Annotated in this window: 20 protein-coding genes; 3 read left to right on the top strand and 17 right to left on the bottom strand. The window is 71.9% G+C overall.

What is annotated here, in order from left to right:
- Positions 1–8 precede the first annotated feature (8 nt).
- Positions 9–707, top strand: coding sequence for an ester cyclase (locus N5875_RS15575; RefSeq protein WP_318208720.1), 699 nt, complete (start codon positions 9–11; stop codon positions 705–707).
- A gap of 134 nt (positions 708–841) precedes the next feature.
- On the opposite strand, the gene groL is transcribed toward N5875_RS15575, so the two are convergent.
- The 4 genes from groL to N5875_RS15595 all read right to left on the bottom strand — a co-directional run bounded on the left by groL (position 842) and on the right by N5875_RS15595 (position 4,224).
- Entirely contained in the window at positions 842–2,470 is a 1,629-nt protein-coding gene (gene groL / locus N5875_RS15580; protein WP_338494386.1) for a chaperonin GroEL, read from the bottom strand.
- 110 nt (positions 2,471–2,580) lie between these two features.
- On the bottom strand, positions 2,581–2,889 hold the full coding sequence (groES, locus tag N5875_RS15585; RefSeq protein ID WP_017239619.1) for a co-chaperone GroES: 309 nt from the start codon (positions 2,887–2,889) through the stop codon (positions 2,581–2,583).
- 193 nt (positions 2,890–3,082) lie between these two features.
- Positions 3,083–3,301 carry a hypothetical protein gene (locus N5875_RS15590; protein WP_338494388.1) on the bottom strand — a complete coding sequence of 73 codons (219 nt, stop codon included), beginning with the start codon at positions 3,299–3,301 and terminating at the stop codon, positions 3,083–3,085.
- Complete coding sequence (locus N5875_RS15595) at positions 3,298–4,224, bottom strand: polysaccharide deacetylase family protein (RefSeq protein WP_318209221.1); 927 nt, start codon at positions 4,222–4,224, stop codon at positions 3,298–3,300. The genes N5875_RS15590 and N5875_RS15595 overlap by 4 nt, the downstream gene beginning before the upstream one ends.
- Before the next feature lie 129 nt (positions 4,225–4,353).
- Here N5875_RS15595 and N5875_RS15600 point away from each other — a divergent pair, with 129 nt between their 5' ends.
- Positions 4,354–5,544 carry a methyltransferase domain-containing protein gene (locus N5875_RS15600; RefSeq protein WP_318208717.1) on the top strand — a complete coding sequence of 397 codons (1,191 nt, stop codon included), beginning with the start codon at positions 4,354–4,356 and terminating at the stop codon, positions 5,542–5,544.
- Positions 5,545–5,650: 106 nt separating this feature from the next.
- On the opposite strand, the gene N5875_RS15605 is transcribed toward N5875_RS15600, so the two are convergent.
- The 8 genes from N5875_RS15605 to tsaB form a co-directional block, all read right to left on the bottom strand.
- Positions 5,651–6,310, bottom strand: coding sequence for a hypothetical protein (locus N5875_RS15605; protein WP_318208716.1), 660 nt, complete (start codon positions 6,308–6,310; stop codon positions 5,651–5,653).
- Positions 6,311–6,331: 21 nt separating this feature from the next.
- Positions 6,332–7,537: an RNA polymerase sigma factor gene (locus N5875_RS15610; protein ID WP_318209220.1), complete on the bottom strand. Its 1,206-nt coding sequence runs from the start codon at positions 7,535–7,537 to the stop codon at positions 6,332–6,334.
- 99 nt (positions 7,538–7,636) lie between these two features.
- The gene (locus N5875_RS15615; RefSeq protein ID WP_318208715.1) at positions 7,637–8,002 is read right to left on the bottom strand and encodes a YciI family protein; all 366 of its coding nucleotides are present in this window, start codon (positions 8,000–8,002) and stop codon (positions 7,637–7,639) included.
- 126 nt (positions 8,003–8,128) lie between these two features.
- Positions 8,129–8,974: a polysaccharide deacetylase family protein gene (locus N5875_RS15620; RefSeq protein ID WP_318208714.1), complete on the bottom strand. Its 846-nt coding sequence runs from the start codon at positions 8,972–8,974 to the stop codon at positions 8,129–8,131.
- Positions 8,975–9,031: 57 nt separating this feature from the next.
- Positions 9,032–9,286 (bottom strand): hypothetical protein, encoded by a 255-nt coding sequence (locus N5875_RS15625; protein WP_318208713.1) that lies wholly within the window; start codon positions 9,284–9,286, stop codon positions 9,032–9,034.
- A complete protein-coding gene (gene tsaD / locus N5875_RS15630; protein WP_318208712.1) occupies positions 9,283–10,398 on the bottom strand; it encodes a tRNA (adenosine(37)-N6)-threonylcarbamoyltransferase complex transferase subunit TsaD in 1,116 nt (371 codons plus the stop codon). Before tsaD ends, N5875_RS15625 begins: the two co-directional genes overlap by 4 nt.
- Positions 10,388–10,858, bottom strand: coding sequence for a ribosomal protein S18-alanine N-acetyltransferase (rimI, locus tag N5875_RS15635; RefSeq protein WP_318209219.1), 471 nt, complete (start codon positions 10,856–10,858; stop codon positions 10,388–10,390). Before rimI ends, tsaD begins: the two co-directional genes overlap by 11 nt.
- A 23-nt stretch (positions 10,859–10,881) precedes the next feature.
- Positions 10,882–11,538, bottom strand: a complete 657-nt coding sequence (gene tsaB / locus N5875_RS15640; RefSeq protein WP_338494389.1) for a tRNA (adenosine(37)-N6)-threonylcarbamoyltransferase complex dimerization subunit type 1 TsaB — start codon at positions 11,536–11,538, stop codon at positions 10,882–10,884.
- Positions 11,539–11,658: 120 nt separating this feature from the next.
- On the opposite strand from tsaB, the gene N5875_RS15645 reads away from it, so the two are divergent.
- A complete protein-coding gene (locus N5875_RS15645; RefSeq protein WP_318209218.1) occupies positions 11,659–12,201 on the top strand; it encodes a L,D-transpeptidase in 543 nt (180 codons plus the stop codon).
- 47 nt (positions 12,202–12,248) lie between these two features.
- On the opposite strand, the gene N5875_RS15650 is transcribed toward N5875_RS15645, so the two are convergent.
- The 5 genes from N5875_RS15650 to N5875_RS15670 all read right to left on the bottom strand — a co-directional run bounded on the left by N5875_RS15650 (position 12,249) and on the right by N5875_RS15670 (position 16,295).
- Positions 12,249–12,440 carry a hypothetical protein gene (locus tag N5875_RS15650; protein WP_318208710.1) on the bottom strand — a complete coding sequence of 64 codons (192 nt, stop codon included), beginning with the start codon at positions 12,438–12,440 and terminating at the stop codon, positions 12,249–12,251.
- A gap of 134 nt (positions 12,441–12,574) precedes the next feature.
- Positions 12,575–13,075, bottom strand: a complete 501-nt coding sequence (gene tsaE, locus N5875_RS15655) for a tRNA (adenosine(37)-N6)-threonylcarbamoyltransferase complex ATPase subunit type 1 TsaE (RefSeq protein ID WP_318208709.1) — start codon at positions 13,073–13,075, stop codon at positions 12,575–12,577.
- Between the two features lie 10 nt (positions 13,076–13,085).
- Complete coding sequence (locus N5875_RS15660) at positions 13,086–14,276, bottom strand: alpha/beta hydrolase (RefSeq protein WP_318208708.1); 1,191 nt, start codon at positions 14,274–14,276, stop codon at positions 13,086–13,088.
- A gap of 10 nt (positions 14,277–14,286) precedes the next feature.
- Positions 14,287–15,435 carry an alanine racemase gene (gene alr, locus N5875_RS15665; protein ID WP_318208707.1) on the bottom strand — a complete coding sequence of 383 codons (1,149 nt, stop codon included), beginning with the start codon at positions 15,433–15,435 and terminating at the stop codon, positions 14,287–14,289.
- A 20-nt stretch (positions 15,436–15,455) separates the two neighbouring features.
- On the bottom strand, positions 15,456–16,295 hold the full coding sequence (locus tag N5875_RS15670; RefSeq protein WP_338494392.1) for a L,D-transpeptidase: 840 nt from the start codon (positions 16,293–16,295) through the stop codon (positions 15,456–15,458).
- Positions 16,296–16,393: the final 98 nt, after the last annotated feature.

Below are 16,393 nucleotides of genomic sequence, written 5' to 3' on the forward strand. Positions count from 1 at the left end.
GAGGCGTCATGACGTTCACGCAGATCATCGACTTCAAGACCAGCCGGATCGACGACATGAGCCGGCTCATGGACCGTTGGATCGAGCAGACCAAGGGCAAGCGGACCGCCACGCACAGCGTTCTGGGCAAGGACCGGGCCGATTCCACGCATCTCGTGGAGATCGTCGAGTTCCCCTCCTACGACGTGGCCATGCGGAACTCGCAGCTCCCCGAGACCGATCGGATCTTCCGGGAGATGGTCGCGCTCTGTGACGAGATGCCGACCTTCACCGACCTGGACGTGGTCCGGGACGAGGCGATGTACAAGGCCAACGCGCGGCGGCTCCTTGAGATGATCGCCGCCGAGCCGGAGCTCGCGCTGCTCGACGAGGTGCTGGCCGAGGGGTACCACGACCATGATCCGACCAACGAGCAGGACGTCATCGGCATGGACGCGGTCCGGCGCGAGGTGGAGATGTGGCGGGGCGGCTTCGACTTCGCCTTCACCGTCGACGACCAGATCGCCGAGGGCGACCGGGTCTGCACCCGCTGGACCTGGAAGGGAAGCCACACCGGCGACTTCATGGGGCTCCAGCCCACCGGCATGGACGTGACGATGACCGGGACGGTCATCCACCGCTTCCGGGACGACGGGAAGATGGCCGAGGGGTGGTGGCAGTACGACCTGCTCGGGCTGATGGCCCAGCTCGGCGCCGTGGAGGGCTGAGCAGGGCTGAGCGTGGAGGGCTGAGCAGGGCTGAGCGGTGCTGAACAGGGCTGAGCAGGGCTGAGCAGGAAACGCCGAGGCCCGGTGCCCCCGCGACGGGGGCACCGGGCCTCAGTGATCAGTTACGGCACGCGTCAGTGCGAGTGGCCGTGACCGTGGCCGTGACCGTGGTCCGCCGGCTCCTCTTCCTTCTTCTCCACCACGAGGGTCTCGGTGGTGAGGAGGAGGGAGGCGATCGAGGCGGCGTTCTCCAGCGCGGAGCGCGTCACCTTCACCGGGTCGATGACGCCGGCCTTGACCAGGTCGCCGTACTCGCCGGTCGCGGCGTTGAAGCCCTGGCCCTTGTCGAGCTCCGCCACCTTCGAGGTGATGACGTAGCCCTCGAGGCCGGCGTTCTCGGCGATCCAGCGCAGCGGCTCGACGGCGGCGCGGCGGACGACCGCGACACCGGTGGCCTCGTCGCCGGTCTTGCCGAGGTTGCCCTCGAGGACCTTGACGGCGTGGACGAGCGCGGAGCCACCGCCGGAGACGATGCCCTCCTCGACCGCGGCGCGGGTCGCCGAGATGGCGTCCTCGAGACGGTGCTTCTTCTCCTTCAGCTCCACCTCGGTGGCGGCGCCGACCTTGATCACGCACACGCCGCCGGCCAGCTTCGCGAGGCGCTCCTGGAGCTTCTCGCGGTCCCAGTCGGAGTCCGTGGACTCGATCTCGGCCTTGATCTGGTTGACGCGGCCCTGCACCTCGGACGAGTCGCCGCCACCGTCGACGATGGTGGTGTCGTCCTTGGTGATGGTGACGCGGCGGGCGGTGCCGAGCACGTCCAGGCCGGCCTGGTCGAGCTTGAGGCCGACCTCCTCGGCGATGACGGTCGCACCGGTGAGGGTGGCGATGTCGCCGAGCATGGCCTTGCGGCGGTCACCGAAGCCGGGGGCCTTGACGGCCACGGCGTTGAAGGTGCCACGGATCTTGTTCACGACCAGGGTCGACAGGGCCTCGCCCTCGACGTCCTCGGCGATGATCAGGAGCGGCTTGCCGGCGCCGGCCTGGATGACCTTCTCCAGGATGGGCAGCAGGTCCTGGATCGAGGAGATCTTGCCCTGGTTGATCAGGATGTACGGGTCGTCGAGGACGGCCTCCATGCGCTCCTGGTCGGTCACCATGTACGGGGACAGGTAGCCCTTGTCGAAGGCCATGCCCTCGGTGAAGTCGAGCTCCAGGCCGAAGGTGTTGGACTCCTCGACGGTGATGACACCGTCCTTGCCGACCTTGTCCATCGCCTCGGCGATGAGCTCGCCGACCTGCTGGTCCTGCGCGGAGAGCGCGGCGACGGCGGCGATGTCGGACTTGTCCTCGATCGGGCGCGCGGTGGCGAGCAGCTCGTCGGAGACGGCCTTGACGGCGGCGTCGATGCCCTTCTTCAGGGCGGCCGGGGAGGCACCCGCGGCGACGTTGCGCAGACCCTCGCGGACCAGGGCCTGGGCGAGCACGGTGGCGGTGGTGGTGCCGTCACCCGCGATGTCGTTGGTCTTGGTCGCCACCTCCTTCACCAGCTGGGCGCCGAGGTTCTCGTACGGGTCCTCGATCTCGACCTCACGGGCGATCGTGACACCGTCGTTGGTGATGGTGGGGGCGCCGAACTTCTTGTCGATGACGACGTTGCGGCCCTTGGGGCCGATCGTCACCTTCACCGTGTCGGCAAGCTTGTTGACGCCGCGCTCAAGGGCGCGACGGGCGTCCTCGTCGAACTTCAGGATCTTCGCCATGGGAGCGGTTCAGCCCTCTCGGAATGGGGTGGAACGAACTGCGCCCCCGGACGCCCTGTGCGGGGTCAAGGGGCGCAGCTCAAAGCATCTGCTTCTGATACTTCGGCGAATTACTTCTCGACGATCGCGAGCACGTCGCGAGCCGAGAGGACGAGGTACTCCTCGCCGTTGTACTTCACCTCGGTGCCGCCGTACTTGCTGTACAGCACGATGTCGCCGGTCTTGACGTCGAGCGGCAGACGCTCGCCGTTCTCGAAGCGACCCGGGCCCACGGCCAGGACGACGCCCTCCTGGGGCTTCTCCTTGGCGGTGTCCGGAATGACCAGGCCAGAGGCGGTGGTCTGCTCGGCGTCGAGCGGCTGGACCACAATGCGGTCCTCGAGCGGCTTGATGGCAACCTTGGAGCTGGTGGTCGTCACGATCCGACCTCCCCCTTCGGAGATCTCGGGGTTAACTGTCTGAGGTGGCGACCAGGTGGATCCGTCGTCGCGGGTGCCGGACCTGCCCGTCGCTCTGTTGGCACTCTCCAGTGGTGAGTGCCAGAGCCGAGACTATGACCGCGATTAGCACTCGGTCAAGCGGAGTGCCAATTCCTCACTCGTGGCGGTGCGATTACCGGTGCGATCCCGGCAGCGGGAGCGCCCCGACGGCGGCGGCCGCCGGCACCGGGAGCGCCCCGACGGCCGCGGCAGGCGGCTTCGTCCCGCCGGTGCCGACCCGTTCGACGGCCTTCCGGCCGAGCCGCTCGATCGAGTCCACGGTCGAGGCGCAGCCGGTCAGACCCAGCACGAGTACGGCGGCCAGCAGAGGCAGCGCCCGGCGTCCGCTCACACGTAGTCCTCGAGCTTGGCGACCGCGTACCCCTTGGCCGTGATCACGTTCATCACCCGGCGGATCATGTCCGGCATCGTGCCCTTCCAGTCCTCCTTGCCGCGGAAGTGGGTGAGGACGATGTCGCCGGGGTGCAGGTCCCGGTCCCACTCGCGCCACTCCATGTGGTCGGGGAAGGCCTCCGACGCCCACAGCGGGACGGCCTTGACGCCGCAGGTCTTGGCGGCGCGCAGGGTGTCCTCGTTGTAGTTGCCGTACGGCGGACGGAAGAGCGGGGGCCGCTTGCCGAATCGTTTCTCGATGACGTCCTGCATGCCGCAGATCTCGCGCTTCTGCTGCTTGTACGAGAGTCCGGGCAGGTAGCGGTGGTTGAGGGTGTGGTTGTGCAGGGACACCCCCGCCTCCTGCGACTTCTGCATCCGGGCGAAGTAGCCGTAGTCGTCCTTTACGACGTAGTCGCTGAGGAAGGCGCTGTAGGGGATCCGCAGCTCCTTCATCATCCGCAGCAGCTCGGGATCCTTCTCCGCGCCGTCGTCGATCGTCAGGAAGACGACCTTCTGCTTGGTCGGCACGGTGGTGAAGACGGGCGGCAGCCCTTCGCCGTCCGTCTCGAAGCCCTTGCGGGTGGTGATCTTCGGCTTGACGGCGGGCGGGGCCGGGGCTTCGAGCGGGGGCTTGGCGAGTCCCCACTTCTTGGCGGCGAGCACCCGGGCGGCGCGCTGCGCGCGGACCTTCTCGACGTACGCGTTGAGCGCGCCGGCCGCACCCTGCCCCTGGGCCCGCGCCTGCTGCCCGGCGGCGGGGGCGGGCGCGCCGCGGTCCGGCCCGGCGTCGTCGGCGCAGCCGGTGGCGGCGGAGGCGAGGGCGGCGACGACGAGCACCGCCCCGAGCGCCCGGGAGGAACCGTGCACACCTTTTGCCATCATTTATTCCTTTTGTCGTACGAGTCGTATGGCGCCGCATCCTGTCAGCGCGGGGGCCCCGCGCGGGGTACGACACCGCCGTACACGCCCTCGGTCCCCCGGCCGGCCCACAGCATCACAGGGCCCACAATGGGACGGGTGACCGACCTCGCCTCCTTCGCCCCGCTGCTCGCCCCCGAGGGGCGGGCGCTCCTCGCCGCCCTGCGCGACTACGACCCCGCCCAGGAGCTGGCGGTCGCCTCCCGGCTGCGCCGTGACCACCCCGCCGAGCTGGTCACCGCGGCCCTCGGGCAGGCACGGCTGCGGCAGCGGGCGGTGGCGAAGTTCGGCGCGGAGGACGCGTACCGGATGTACTTCACGCCGAACGGCGTCGAGCAGTCGACGCGCGCCTCGGTCGGCACGTACCGGGCCGGCCGGATGAAGGCGCTCGGGGTCCGGAGCGTCGCGGACCTCTGCTCCGGGATCGGCGGCGACGCGATCGCGCTGGCGCGCGCCGGGATCTCGGTCCTGGCCGTGGACCGCGACCCGCTGACGGCCGAGGTCGCCCGCGCCAACGCCGAGGCGCTCGGCCTCGCGGAGCTCATCGAGGTGCGGTGCGCGGACGTCACCGACATCGACACCGCCCCGTACGACGCGGTCTTCGTCGACCCGGCGCGGCGCGGCGGCCGGGGCAGGATCTTCGACCCCGAGGCGTACTCCCCGCCGCTCTCCTGGGCGGTCGAGGCGGCCCGCAAGGCCCCGCACGCGGCGCTCAAGGTGGCTCCGGGCATCCCGCACGAGGCGGTGCCCGAGGAGGCCGAGGCCGAGTGGATCTCGGACGGCGGGGACGTCAAGGAGGCGGTCCTCTGGTTCGGTACGGAACCGGGCGCCCGCCGCGCCACCCTGCTGCCCTCGGGCGCGGGCCTCACCGGCCGCGGCCTGCCCGACCCGGCGGTCCGCCCGGTCGGCCGCTACCTCTACGAGCCGGACGGCGCGGTCATCCGCGCGCACCTCGTCGCCGAGGTGGCGGAGGACCTGGCCGGTGGACTGATCGACGAGACGATCGCGTACATCACGGCGGACGAGCTGATCCCGACGCCGTACGCCGCCGCGTACGAGATCACCGACGAACTCCCCTTCAACCTGAAGAAGTTGAAGGCCCTGCTGAGGGAACGCGAGGTCGGCACCCTGACGGTGAAGAAGCGCGGCTCGGCGGTCGAGCCCGAGGAGATCCGCCGCAGGGTGAAGCCGAAGGGCCCGAACGCGGCGACGGTCCTGCTCACCCGCGTCGCGGGAGCCCCGACGATGCTGATCGGCCGCCCGGCGGGCGGCGGCCGCTGACCCTTTTCAGGACGCGCGCGGGAGCCGCCGAAGCGGCGCCCGCTCAGGACGCGGCGGGGAGCCCCCGGAGCGACCCGGCGGGGAGCCCGCCCAGGCGGCGGCCCGCTCAGGACGCGGTCGGCGACCCGTGGCCCGTCTCGGCCGACGGCCCCCGGCCCGTCAGCCGTACCGCGAAGCGGTAGTGGCCGACGGCCTTCACCAGACCCGTCAGGCCGGTGACCCAGAGGATCATGGCGACGCCCATCCCGTAGACGACCAGGCCGTAGCCGTCGTCGCGGCTCACGCCCGCCGGGACGGCGAAGCCCATCCAGAGCCCGAACCCGGCCATCACGAACGACAGCAGCAGCCAGGCGACGCTGAGGACGGGGGCGCGCAGCCTGGCGTCCGTCGGTCCGTGCCGGTCCAGGACCGCCCACTGCACCAGGCGCTCGCGGACCGTCCGGTCCTGCCGCAGGCTGCGGATCGTCAGCCACACGGCCGGAACGAAGACCCCGATGCCGAGGACCGCCGTGACGAGCCCGGTCACCATCATGACCACGTCGAAAACCGGCTGCCCGATCGAGATGACCAGGACGCCGATCAGCCCCCAGCCCAGTTGCAGCAGGAAGAACCAGAGCAGGAACGTCACGAGCCGTCCGCCGCCGAGCAGCCGCCTGCCGAGTTCGTCCAGCGCCAGCGCCCGGTCGGCGAGCCGCGCCTCCCGGTCGGGCCAGCTCCGGAGTTCGGCGGGCGGGGGCGGCGGGGGCAACGGGTTACGCGGGGACATGCCAAGCACCCTAAGGGCGCGTCACGGCGCGTCCAACTCCCGCACCTTCCCCCGCAGCAGCGCCCGTTCGCTCTCGTTGCGGGTGAGGTCCGCCGCCCGCTCGAACTCCGCCCGCGCCTCCTCCGCCCGTCCGAGCCGGGCCAGCAGGTCGCCGCGGACGCTCGGCAGCAAGTGGTAGCGGGCCAGGTCCGGTTCGGCGGCGAGGGCGTCGACGATCGGAAGGGCCGCCGCGGGACCCTCGGCCATCGACACGGCGACCGCGCGGTTCAGCTCGACGACCGGCGAAGGGGCCAGCGCGCCCAGCTTCCCGTACAGCGCGGCGATCGTCGCCCAGTCCGTCTCCTCGTACGAGGCGGCCCGCGCGTGGAGGGCGGCGATCGCGGCCTGGAGGGCGTACGGCCCGTACGAGCGGCCGTCCCCGGCCCGTTCGAGCGCGGCGTATCCGCGCCGGATGAGCAGCCGGTTCCAGCGCCGCCGGTCCTGCGCGGCGAGCAGCACCGGCCGCCCGTCGGGCCCCGTCCTCGCCGCCGTCCGGGAGGCCTGGAGCTCCAGCAGGGCGACGAGCCCCTGTGCCTCGCCCTCCCGCGGGACGAGCGCGGCGAGGACGCGGGCGAGCCGCAGCGCGTCCTCGCAGAGGCCCGGCCGCAGCAGGTCGTCGCCGGCGGTCGCCGCGTACCCCTCGTTGAAGATCAGGTAGACGACCTCCAGGACGGAGCCGAGCCGGGCCGCCCGGTCCTCCCCGTACGGCACCTCGAACTCCACGCCCGCCTTCGCGAGCGCCCGCTTGGCGCGGGTGATCCGCGCCGCGACGGTCGCCTCCGGTACGAGGAAGGCGCGGGCGATCTCGTCCGTACGGAGCCCGCCGACGAGCCGCAGGGTGAGGGCGGCGCGTGCCTCGGCGGAGAGCACCGGGTGGCAGGCGGTGAAGATCAGCCGCAGCACGTCGTCGTCGATGTCCCCGGGGCCGGAGGGCTCCGGGTCGTACGACTCCTCCGTGAGCGTCCGGCCCACCTCGGCGAGCTTGCGCGCGTACGTCTCGCGCCGCCGCACGAGGTCGACGGCCCGGTGCTTGGCGGCGGACGTCAGCCAGGCTCCGGGCCGCTCCGGGACTCCTGTCCGCGGCCACTGCTCGAGGGCGGCGACGAGGGCGTCCTGGGCGATCTCCTCGGCGATGCCGACGTCGCGGACGATCCGCGCCACCGTGGCGATGATCCGCGCCGACTCCATCCGGAAGACCGTCTCCAGCGTCTCCTCGACCGTCTGTGCCGTCACGTCTCACATGACAGCACAGGAACGGCCACAGCACAGGAACGGCTCCGGAACCGGTCAGCCCTCCGGCATCTCCTCGACCTCGCGGACCTCCAGGCCGACCTTCCAGTGCGGCGGGTGGACAGCCAGGAAGCGCTTCCCCCACTCGACGGCCTCGGCCATGTCCTTGCACTGGAGCATCGCGTAGCCGCCGACGACCTCCTTGGTCTCGGTGAACGGGCCGTCGGTGAACGACAGCTTCCCGTCCGACCAGGTGATCCGGGTGGACTCGGAGGTCGGCTTCAGTCCGGCGGTGTCGACCATGGCGCCGGCCTTGGTGATCTCCTCGAAGAGCGCGCCCATCCGCTCCTCGAAGCCGGGGTCGGCGCTCTCCATGTCGATGGTGTTCTCCTCGATGCGGACGAGGGACAGGAAGCGGGGCATGACGACTCCTCGGTGGTGCGGTGGCGGGGCCGTTCCCCGCCTTCCACACATACGTCGAACGGGAGGAGCCCGCATCGACGACTCGCGAGAGGTTTCTTCCACGAGGTTTCTTCCACGAGGTTTCTTCTAGACGTAGTCCTCCAGGCGCGCCACCGTGAAGCCCTGCTCCTGGATGCGGCGCAGCATCGTCGCCGTCATCTCGGTCATCGTCCGGCCCTTGAGCTCGGACGGGCCCCGGAAGTGGGCCAGGATGATGTCGCCGGGGTGCAGCTTCCTGTCGCCGCGCTGGTACTGCATGTTCTTGATCTGCATGGACTCGCGCCACAGCACGATCGCGTCAACGCCGCACGTGCCCGCCGCCGTGCGCGTGGCCTCGTTCCAGTTGCCGTAGGGCGGGCGGAAGAGGCGCGGGGTCGTGCCGTACCGCTTCGCCAGCTTCGCCTGCTGGCCGCAGATCTCCCGGCGCTGGGCCTCCGCGGAGAGGGTGCGCAGGTTGGGGTGGGTGAGGGTGTGGTTCGCGAGGCCGTGGCCCTGGGCGACGAGCGGCGTGAAGTACCCGTAGTCGGAGCGGACGACCGAGTCGGTGAGGAACATCGTGACCGGGACCTTGAGGTCCTTCATCATCCGCACGAACGCGGGGTCCTTCTCCGCGCCGTCGTCGATCGTGATGAAGACGATCTTCTCGGTGGTGGGGATGTCGCTGATGACGGGGACGGGGCCGCCCGGCTTCCGGATCACCGGCTTGACGGCCGGCGGGGCGGGTGGCGCCGCGAAGGGCTTGAGCCCCCACTTCCGGTACGCGGCGGCGGCGCCGCCGGGGGCCTCGGGCGCCTTGTGCCCGGCGGAGGACGGCTCGGCCGCGGGTGCGGTCGTCCTCGCCGGGGCGGCGGCCCGGGGCTCCTCCGCCGCGCAGCCGGTCACCAGGAGGGTGGCGGCGGTCAGCGCCGCCCACAGCGCGATCGTCTTCTTCACGGGCTGTGGGATGCCCGATCCGATCGAAAGGTTGCTCTGTTTTCGGCCCGGTGTCGCCTATTCGACCGATTCGAAGCGCCAGCGGTGGACCGGACGGGTGATCAGTTCCGCGTCCGGCTCCGGCAGCTCGGGCAGCTCGGCGTCGAAGGTCTCCGCGTCCCACCAGGTGAGGACGAGGACCCGGTCCTGCGGGGCCCGGAAGACCTCCCGGCGGACCGGCTCACGGGCGAGGACCTGTGCCCGGGCCCATTCCAGGAGTTCGGCGCCCCGGTCCTGGGCGGCCCGCGCCTCCCACATGAGGGTGAGCCTCATGAGTACAGGTTCTCCTTGCTGACCTCGTGCACATGATCGTGGTCGTGGGAGTGGCCGTGCGCGTGCGCGCCCGGCACGTGCGGGTCCGTCACCGGCAGCGAGGAGTCCGCCGACAGTTCCAGGTCGGAGGCGGACCGGTTGCGGGCGACCATCTCGGAGCCGAGGGCCGCGACCATCGCGCCGTTGTCGGTGCACAGTCCGGGCCGGGGCACCCGCAGCCGGATGCCGGCCCGCTCGCAGCGCTCCTGGGCGAGGGCCCGGAGCCGCGAGTTGGCGGCGACGCCGCCGCCGATCATCAGGTGGTCGACGCCCTCGTCCTTGCAGGCCCGGACGGCCTTGCGGGTGAGGACGTCCACGACCGCCTCCTGGAAGGACGCGGCGACGTCCCGTACCGGCACGTCCTCGCCGGCCGCCCGCTTGGCCTCGATCCAGCGGGCCACGGCGGTCTTGAGCCCGGAGAAGGAGAAGTCGTACGCGGGGTCCCGCGAGCCGCTCAGGCCGCGCGGGAACGCGATGGCGGCCGGGTCGCCCTCCCTGGCGAGCCGGTCGATGACCGGTCCGCCGGGGAAGCCGAGGTCGAGCACGCGGGCGATCTTGTCGAAGGCCTCGCCGGCCGCGTCGTCGATGGTCGCGCCCAGCGGCCGCACGTCGGAGGTGATGTCGGCGGAGAGCAGCAGCGAGGAGTGGCCGCCGGAGACGAGCAGCGCCATCGTCGGCTCGGGCAGCTTGCCGTGCTCCAGCTGGTCGACGCAGATGTGCGAGGCGAGGTGGTTGACGCCGTAGAGGGGCTTGCCGAGGGCGTACGCGTAGGCCTTGGCCGCCGAGACGCCGACGAGCAGGGCGCCCGCGAGGCCGGGGCCTGCGGTGACGGCGATGCCGTCGAGGTCCTTCGCGGAGATCCCGGCCGTCTTCAGGGCGCGCTCGATCGTCGGGACCATCGCCTCCAGATGGGCGCGGGAGGCGATCTCGGGCACGACGCCGCCGAAGCGCGCGTGGGTGTCGACGCTGGACGCGACGGCGTCCGCGAGCAGCGTGGTCCCGTGGACGATGCCGACACCGGTCTCGTCGCAGGAGGTCTCGATGCCGAGCACGAGCGGTTCGTCAGCAGCCATCAGAATCAGTCTCTGTTCCTTGAACGGTCAGTCGCATCACGAGCGCGTCCACGTTTCCGGGCTGGTAGTAGCCGCGCCGGAAACCGATGGGCTCGAAGCCGAAGCGCTCGTAGAGCTTCTGGGCCCGGGTGTTGTCCACGCGCACTTCGAGGAGCACCTCTTCGCACTCGAAGGCGGTGGCGTGGTGGAGCAGGTCGGTGAGGAGCCGGGCGCCGAGCCCCGTACCCCATTGGTCGCGGGAGACGGCGATCGTCTGGACGTCACCGAGCCCGCCGGCGGCGGCGAGTCCCGCGTATCCGACGAGCCGCCCGTCCGGGTCCTCCGCCACGATGTAGCGGCGGGTGGCCCGCGGCCCGCGCGCGTGCGCGAGCTCCGACCAGAACATCCCCGCCGACCAGGCGTCCTCGGGGAACAGCTCGTCCTCGAGGGCCAGCACCGGTGCGATGTCCCACCAGCGCATCTCGCGCAGTTCCACGGCGCCGGTCACGTGGGGGTGACCACCTTGTAGTTCTTCGGCACCTGCGCGTCGGGCCGGCGCAGATACATCGGCAGCGGGTCCAGGAACCCGCCGTCGCCGGCCGCCAGCTTCTCCGCGGCGAGCGCGGCGAGCGCGGCAGCCGACTGGTGCTCGGGGTCGCGGGCGTCGGGGAAGGCCTCGGGGTAGAGCCGGGCGCCCGCGCCGACGACGGGGAGGCCGGCGAGCCGCTCGGCGATCTCGGCGGGCCGGTCGACGGCCGCGTCGGTCACGCGCGTACGGGAGTCGTCGTACCGCGCCCAGTAGACCTCCTTGCGCCGCGCGTCCGTGGCGACGGCGAACGGCTCGTCGATCCCGGAGGCGTACGCGAGGCCGTCGAGGGTGCACAGACCGTGCACCGGGACGCCGAGCGCGGACGAGAAGGCCGCGGCCGTGACGAGACCGACCCGGAGGCCGGTGTACGGCCCGGGGCCGACGCCGACGACGATCCCGGTGACCGCGTCGAGCTTCAGCCCGGCCTCCTTGAGGACCCGGTCGACGGCGGGCAGCAGCAGCTCCCCGTGGCGGCGGGCGTCGACCTGACTCGACGAGGCGACGACGGCCTCGCCGTCGTGGAGGGCGACGGTGACGGCGGGGGTGGCGGTATCCATGGCGAGCAACAGCACGCGAACAGCCTACGGCTCCCGGGCCCGGTGCCCCGCCCCTCGCTCCCCCGGCTGCTACCGTCACCCTTCGATACGTTCGTACGAGAGGTGGGCACGGTGGCACGGAGCAGCTCGGGATTCGTGGCCGGGCTCACGGCGGCGGCCGTCGCCGCGGTCTGCTTCCTGGCGTACCAGGCCTCGGCGAACGTCCCCGCGGATCTGGCGGCCAAGCCCCGGAGCCCCGGCACCTCCGTCCCGTCGATCTCGCCGAGCGGCGGGCCGAAGCAGCCGCCCAAGGACCCCTTGGCCGTACCGGCGGCCTCCGGCAGCGGCGAGCGCGTCGTGTACTCCCTCGCCGACCGCCGGGTGTGGCTGGTCGACACGAAGGGCAAGGCCACCCGGACGTTCACGGTGATGCCGAGCACGGTGCACCCGACGCCGGGCGCGTACAGCGTGACGTCCCGCTCGGGCTCGGTCCGCGGCTCGGACGGCGTGCAGATCGAGCACGTGGTGCGGTTCGCGACGGCCCAGGACGTGGCGATCGGCTTCAGCGCGGCGGTCGACGGCTCGACGCCGAGCCCGGACCCGACGAAGAAGACCGGCGGCATCCGCATGAAGCGGGCCGACGGGGACGCGCTGTGGACGTTCGCGGTGATCGGCGCGAAGGTCGTCGTCGTCGCGTAGCCCCACCCCGTTGTGGGCGGCGGGGCCCGCCCCGGGCTACGACGCGGCTACGCCGCTCTGCCGCGCACGACCCTCGTGATCCGCTCGACCTGCCCGGCCCTCGCCCCGCGCTCCTCGTCCGCCCGGTCGGGGCGCCCGCTCGGCGGGGTCGACACGGCGCGGGCGGCCGCGCAGGATGCCAGCAGCTCACTCATCGAGACGTGGTCCCGGACGGGTTCCACGCGCTTCGGCGTCGCCATGCATGCCTCCCGTAGGTTAGGTTCACCTAACCAGCTTGTGCATCCATGTCACCACGGCACGTACGAACGACGCAACACCTTCCCGACACGTTGTCGGAAACTACGTACGACCGTGGGGCTCCCGGTACGGCCGCTCAGAGCACGCCCAGGTCCTCCCCGGCCCAGCGCGGGCCGACCCCGCGCAGGACGACCGTGCGCCGGTCGTCGTCGGTGTCGCCGGTCACCCGGTGGATCAGCAGGTGCAGCCGGTCGTCCGTCAGCTCCTCGACCTTCCCGTCACCCCACTCGACGACCACGACCGACTCGGGCAGCGAGACGTCCAGGTCGAGGTCCTCCATCTCGTCGAGACCGCCGCCGAGGCGGTACGCGTCGACGTGCACCAGAGCGGGACCGCCGACCAGGGACGGGTGGACGCGGGCGATGACGAAGGTCGGGGAGGTGACGGCGCCGCGCACGCCGAGGCCCTCGCCGAGACCGCGGGTGAGGGTGGTCTTCCCGGCACCGAGTTCACCGGTGAGCATGACGAGGTCGCCGGGGCGGAGGATCTTCGCGAGGCGGCGGCCGAGCTCCTGCATCTGCTGGGGGGAGTCGATCGCGAGGGTGGCGCCGGAGACGGGCTGGTGCGCTGCTTCCATACCCGACAACTTAGCTGTTACGGGTCTCCGGCCTCACCGTGACGGCCCCCGCCGCCGTCTCCGGGACGGCTCCCGCCCGGACGAGCAGGTCGGCGAGCCGGTCGGTGACCGCCTCGGGGTGCTCCAGCATCACCAGATGGCCGCCGTCCGGGACGATGACCAGTTCCGCGTCCGGGAGCAGACCGGCGATGACCTCGGTGTGCGAGCTGGGGGTCACCAGGTCGTTGTCCCCGGCGAGCGCGAGCACCGGCACGTCGCTGAGGACGGACAGCGCGGCGGCCTTGTCGTGCTCGGCGAAGGCCGGGTAGAAGGCGGCGACGACGTCGATGGGGGTGGACTCGATCATCCGCTCGGCGAAGCGGGCGACGGCGGGGTCCACGTCCTTCGAGGCGAACGAGTACTTCTTGATGAGCCCGGCGAACAGGTCCGCGGTCGCCCGCCGGCCCCGCTCGACCAACTCGGCCTGGGAGCCGAGCGCGCGCAGCACACCGGGCAGGACCCGCCGGACGGCGTTGACGCCGGCGATCGGAAGGCCGTACGAGACCTCCGCGAGCTTCCCCGCGGACGTACCGACGAAGGCGACGCCGACGACCCGCTCGCGGACGAACTCCGGGTACCGGTCCGCGAGCGCCATGATCGTCATGCCGCCCATGGAGTGCCCGACCAGGACGAGCGGGCCCTCGGGCGCGGCGACGTCGAGGACGGCCTTGAGGTCGCGGCCCAGCTGGTCGATGGTGACGGGCACGCCGTCGGCGCCGGACTGGGCGACACCCTGACCCGAGCGGCCGTGGCTGCGCTGGTCCCAGTGGACGGTACGGACGAGACCGCGCAGCGCGGCCCGCTGGAAGTGCCAGGAGTCCTGGTTGAGGCAGTAGCCGTGGCTGAAGACGACGGTGACCGGGGCGGGCTCCTTGCGCCCGAAGAGCCGCCGGCGACGGGCGGGCGGGGTGTCCGCCTCCACCTCGTCGACCTCGTAGTACAGGACGGTCGAGTCGTCGGCGAGGGCCCGGCCGGGGGTCCCGCGCAGGCCGCCGTACGGGCCGGTGGAGTCGAGGGCGAGCCGCGCCTTCTGCCGTACGGACCGGCCGACGGTGAGCCGCTCGACGGCCACCCCGGCGGCCGCTCCCGCCGCGAGCACGCCTATCGCCGCACCGGCGAATCCGGCGCGGCGCCAGGTACCGGTGCTGCTGGACTCGCCCATGGGCCCCCCTCTATTCGCCCAGGTACACGCGCGGGACGCGCGCGCCGATCCGGGTGACGATCTCGTACGCGATGGTGTCGGCGGCCACCGCCCAGTCCTCGGCGGTCGGTTCGCCCCGGTCGCCGGGTCCGAACAGCACGGCCTCGGTGCCCGGCGCGGGGACGTCGCCGCCCAGGTCGACGACGAACTGGTCCATGGCGACACGTCCGGCGACGGTACGGACGGTGCCGTCGACGAGGACGGGGCCGCGGCCGGAGGCGTGCCGGGGGACGCCGTCCGCGTAGCCGAGCGGGACGAGGCCGAGGGTCGTCTCCGTGTCGGTGACGTAGTGGTGGCCGTAGCTGACGCCGTGGCCGGCCGGGACCTGCTTGACGAGGGCGACGCTCGCCTTGAGCGACATCACCGGCCGCAGCCCCAGCTCGGCGGAGGTGCCCAGCTCCGGACTCGGCGACACGCCGTACATGGCGATACCGGGACGGACCAGGTCGAAGTGGGCCTCGGGGAGCGTGAGGGTGGCCGGCGAGTTGGCGATGTGCCGGACCTCGGGCTCGACGCCGGCCTTCTCGGCGTAGTCGAGCATCGAACGGAAGACGTCGAGCTGGCCGGCGATGGAGGGGTGGTGCGGCTCGTCGGCGCAGGCGAAGTGCGACCAGAGCCCGGTGACCTTGACGAGCCCGTCGGCCTCGGCCTTGAGGGCGGCCCCGACCAGCTCGGGCCAGTCGGCGGGCTGACACCCGTTGCGCCCGAGCCCGGTGTCGGCCTTGAGCTGCACACGAGCGGTGCCGCCGGTCCTCCTGGCCGCCTCGACGACCTCCTCCAGGGCCCACATCCCGCTCACGGACATGTCGAGACCGGCCTCGATGCCCTGGTCCCAGGGGTCGCCGGGGGTCCAGAGCCAGCACATGACGGGGACGTCGGTGATCCCGGCGGCGCGCAGCGCGAGCGCCTCGTGCGGGGTGGCCGTGCCGAGCCAGTCCGCGCCCGCGTCCAGGGCGGCGCGGGCACAGCGCACCGCGCCGTGTCCGTACGCGTCGGCCTTGACCACGGCCATGATCCGGACGTGGGGGGCGACACGGGCGCGCAGCGTGCGGACGTTCGCACGCAGCGCACCGAGGTCGATCTCGGCGCGGGCTCTGCGGGGCGGCGGTGTCTCAGTCATCGCGCCCAGTCTCTCAGGTGTCAGCCACCGGGCCGCTTTCCCCAGATGTAGACCCGGTCACCCTTGCGCAGCACGTCCCAGAGTTTCTGGGCGTGGCCGTAGCTGAGATTGACGCAGCCGCGGCTGCCGGTGGGCGTGGCGAGCTGCCCGTAGACGGCGTGGAAGGCCTGACCGCCGCTGAAGAACTGGGAGTAGGGCATGGGGGTGTTGTAGATGGAGGACCAGTGGTCCTTGTGACGCCAGTAGACGGAGTGCCAGCCGGTCCGGGTGGCGTACCCCGGGCGCCCGCTCCGCATGTTGACGACGGGGAAGGTCACCTTCTTGTCCTTCCGCACCCACATGAGCTGCCGATCGAGATCGACACAGGCGACGGCGTACTTCTTCACGGGACAGCGCCGCCCCGGGTCCAGGTTCTTCCGGGCGGCGAGCAGTTCGGCGCGGGCCCAGGTGACGGGGCCGGCGTAGCCGTTGGCGGGCTTGATCTTCTCCTTGACCTGGAAGGCGCGGATGGCCCGGCAGTCGGCGGCGGACTGCTTCCCGTCGGCCTTGAGGCCGAGCAGCCGCTCGACCTGCCGCTGATGGGTCCCGGTGGTGGCGGTGCAGGAGGCCCCCACGGCACTTCGGGGCATGTACTCGACCAACTCGTCGACGTCCCCCTCGGGCGCGGGCACGGGCACCTCGCCCTCGGGCTGCAGGGGCGGCAGCACCTGATCGGGCGTATCCATCGGATACTCGGCCCGCCCACCCCCGACCACCCCGGGCACCAGCACGTCGACGGGCTCGGGCTCGGGAACATCGGCAAGGGCCCCGCCCCCGGCCGCGGGCACGAGCAGGACGCCAAGAAGAACGAACAACGACACGGCACGACTTCTCGATCTGATCACCCACCCACCCAATCCCCGGGAACCCCGAAGAGCGCGCCGGGAGAGGCGCCCGGGGCAACGGGTTCGGCCGAGTG

The organism is Streptomyces sp. SJL17-4 (assembly GCF_036826855.1).
GTDB lineage: Bacteria > Actinomycetota > Actinomycetes > Streptomycetales > Streptomycetaceae > Streptomyces.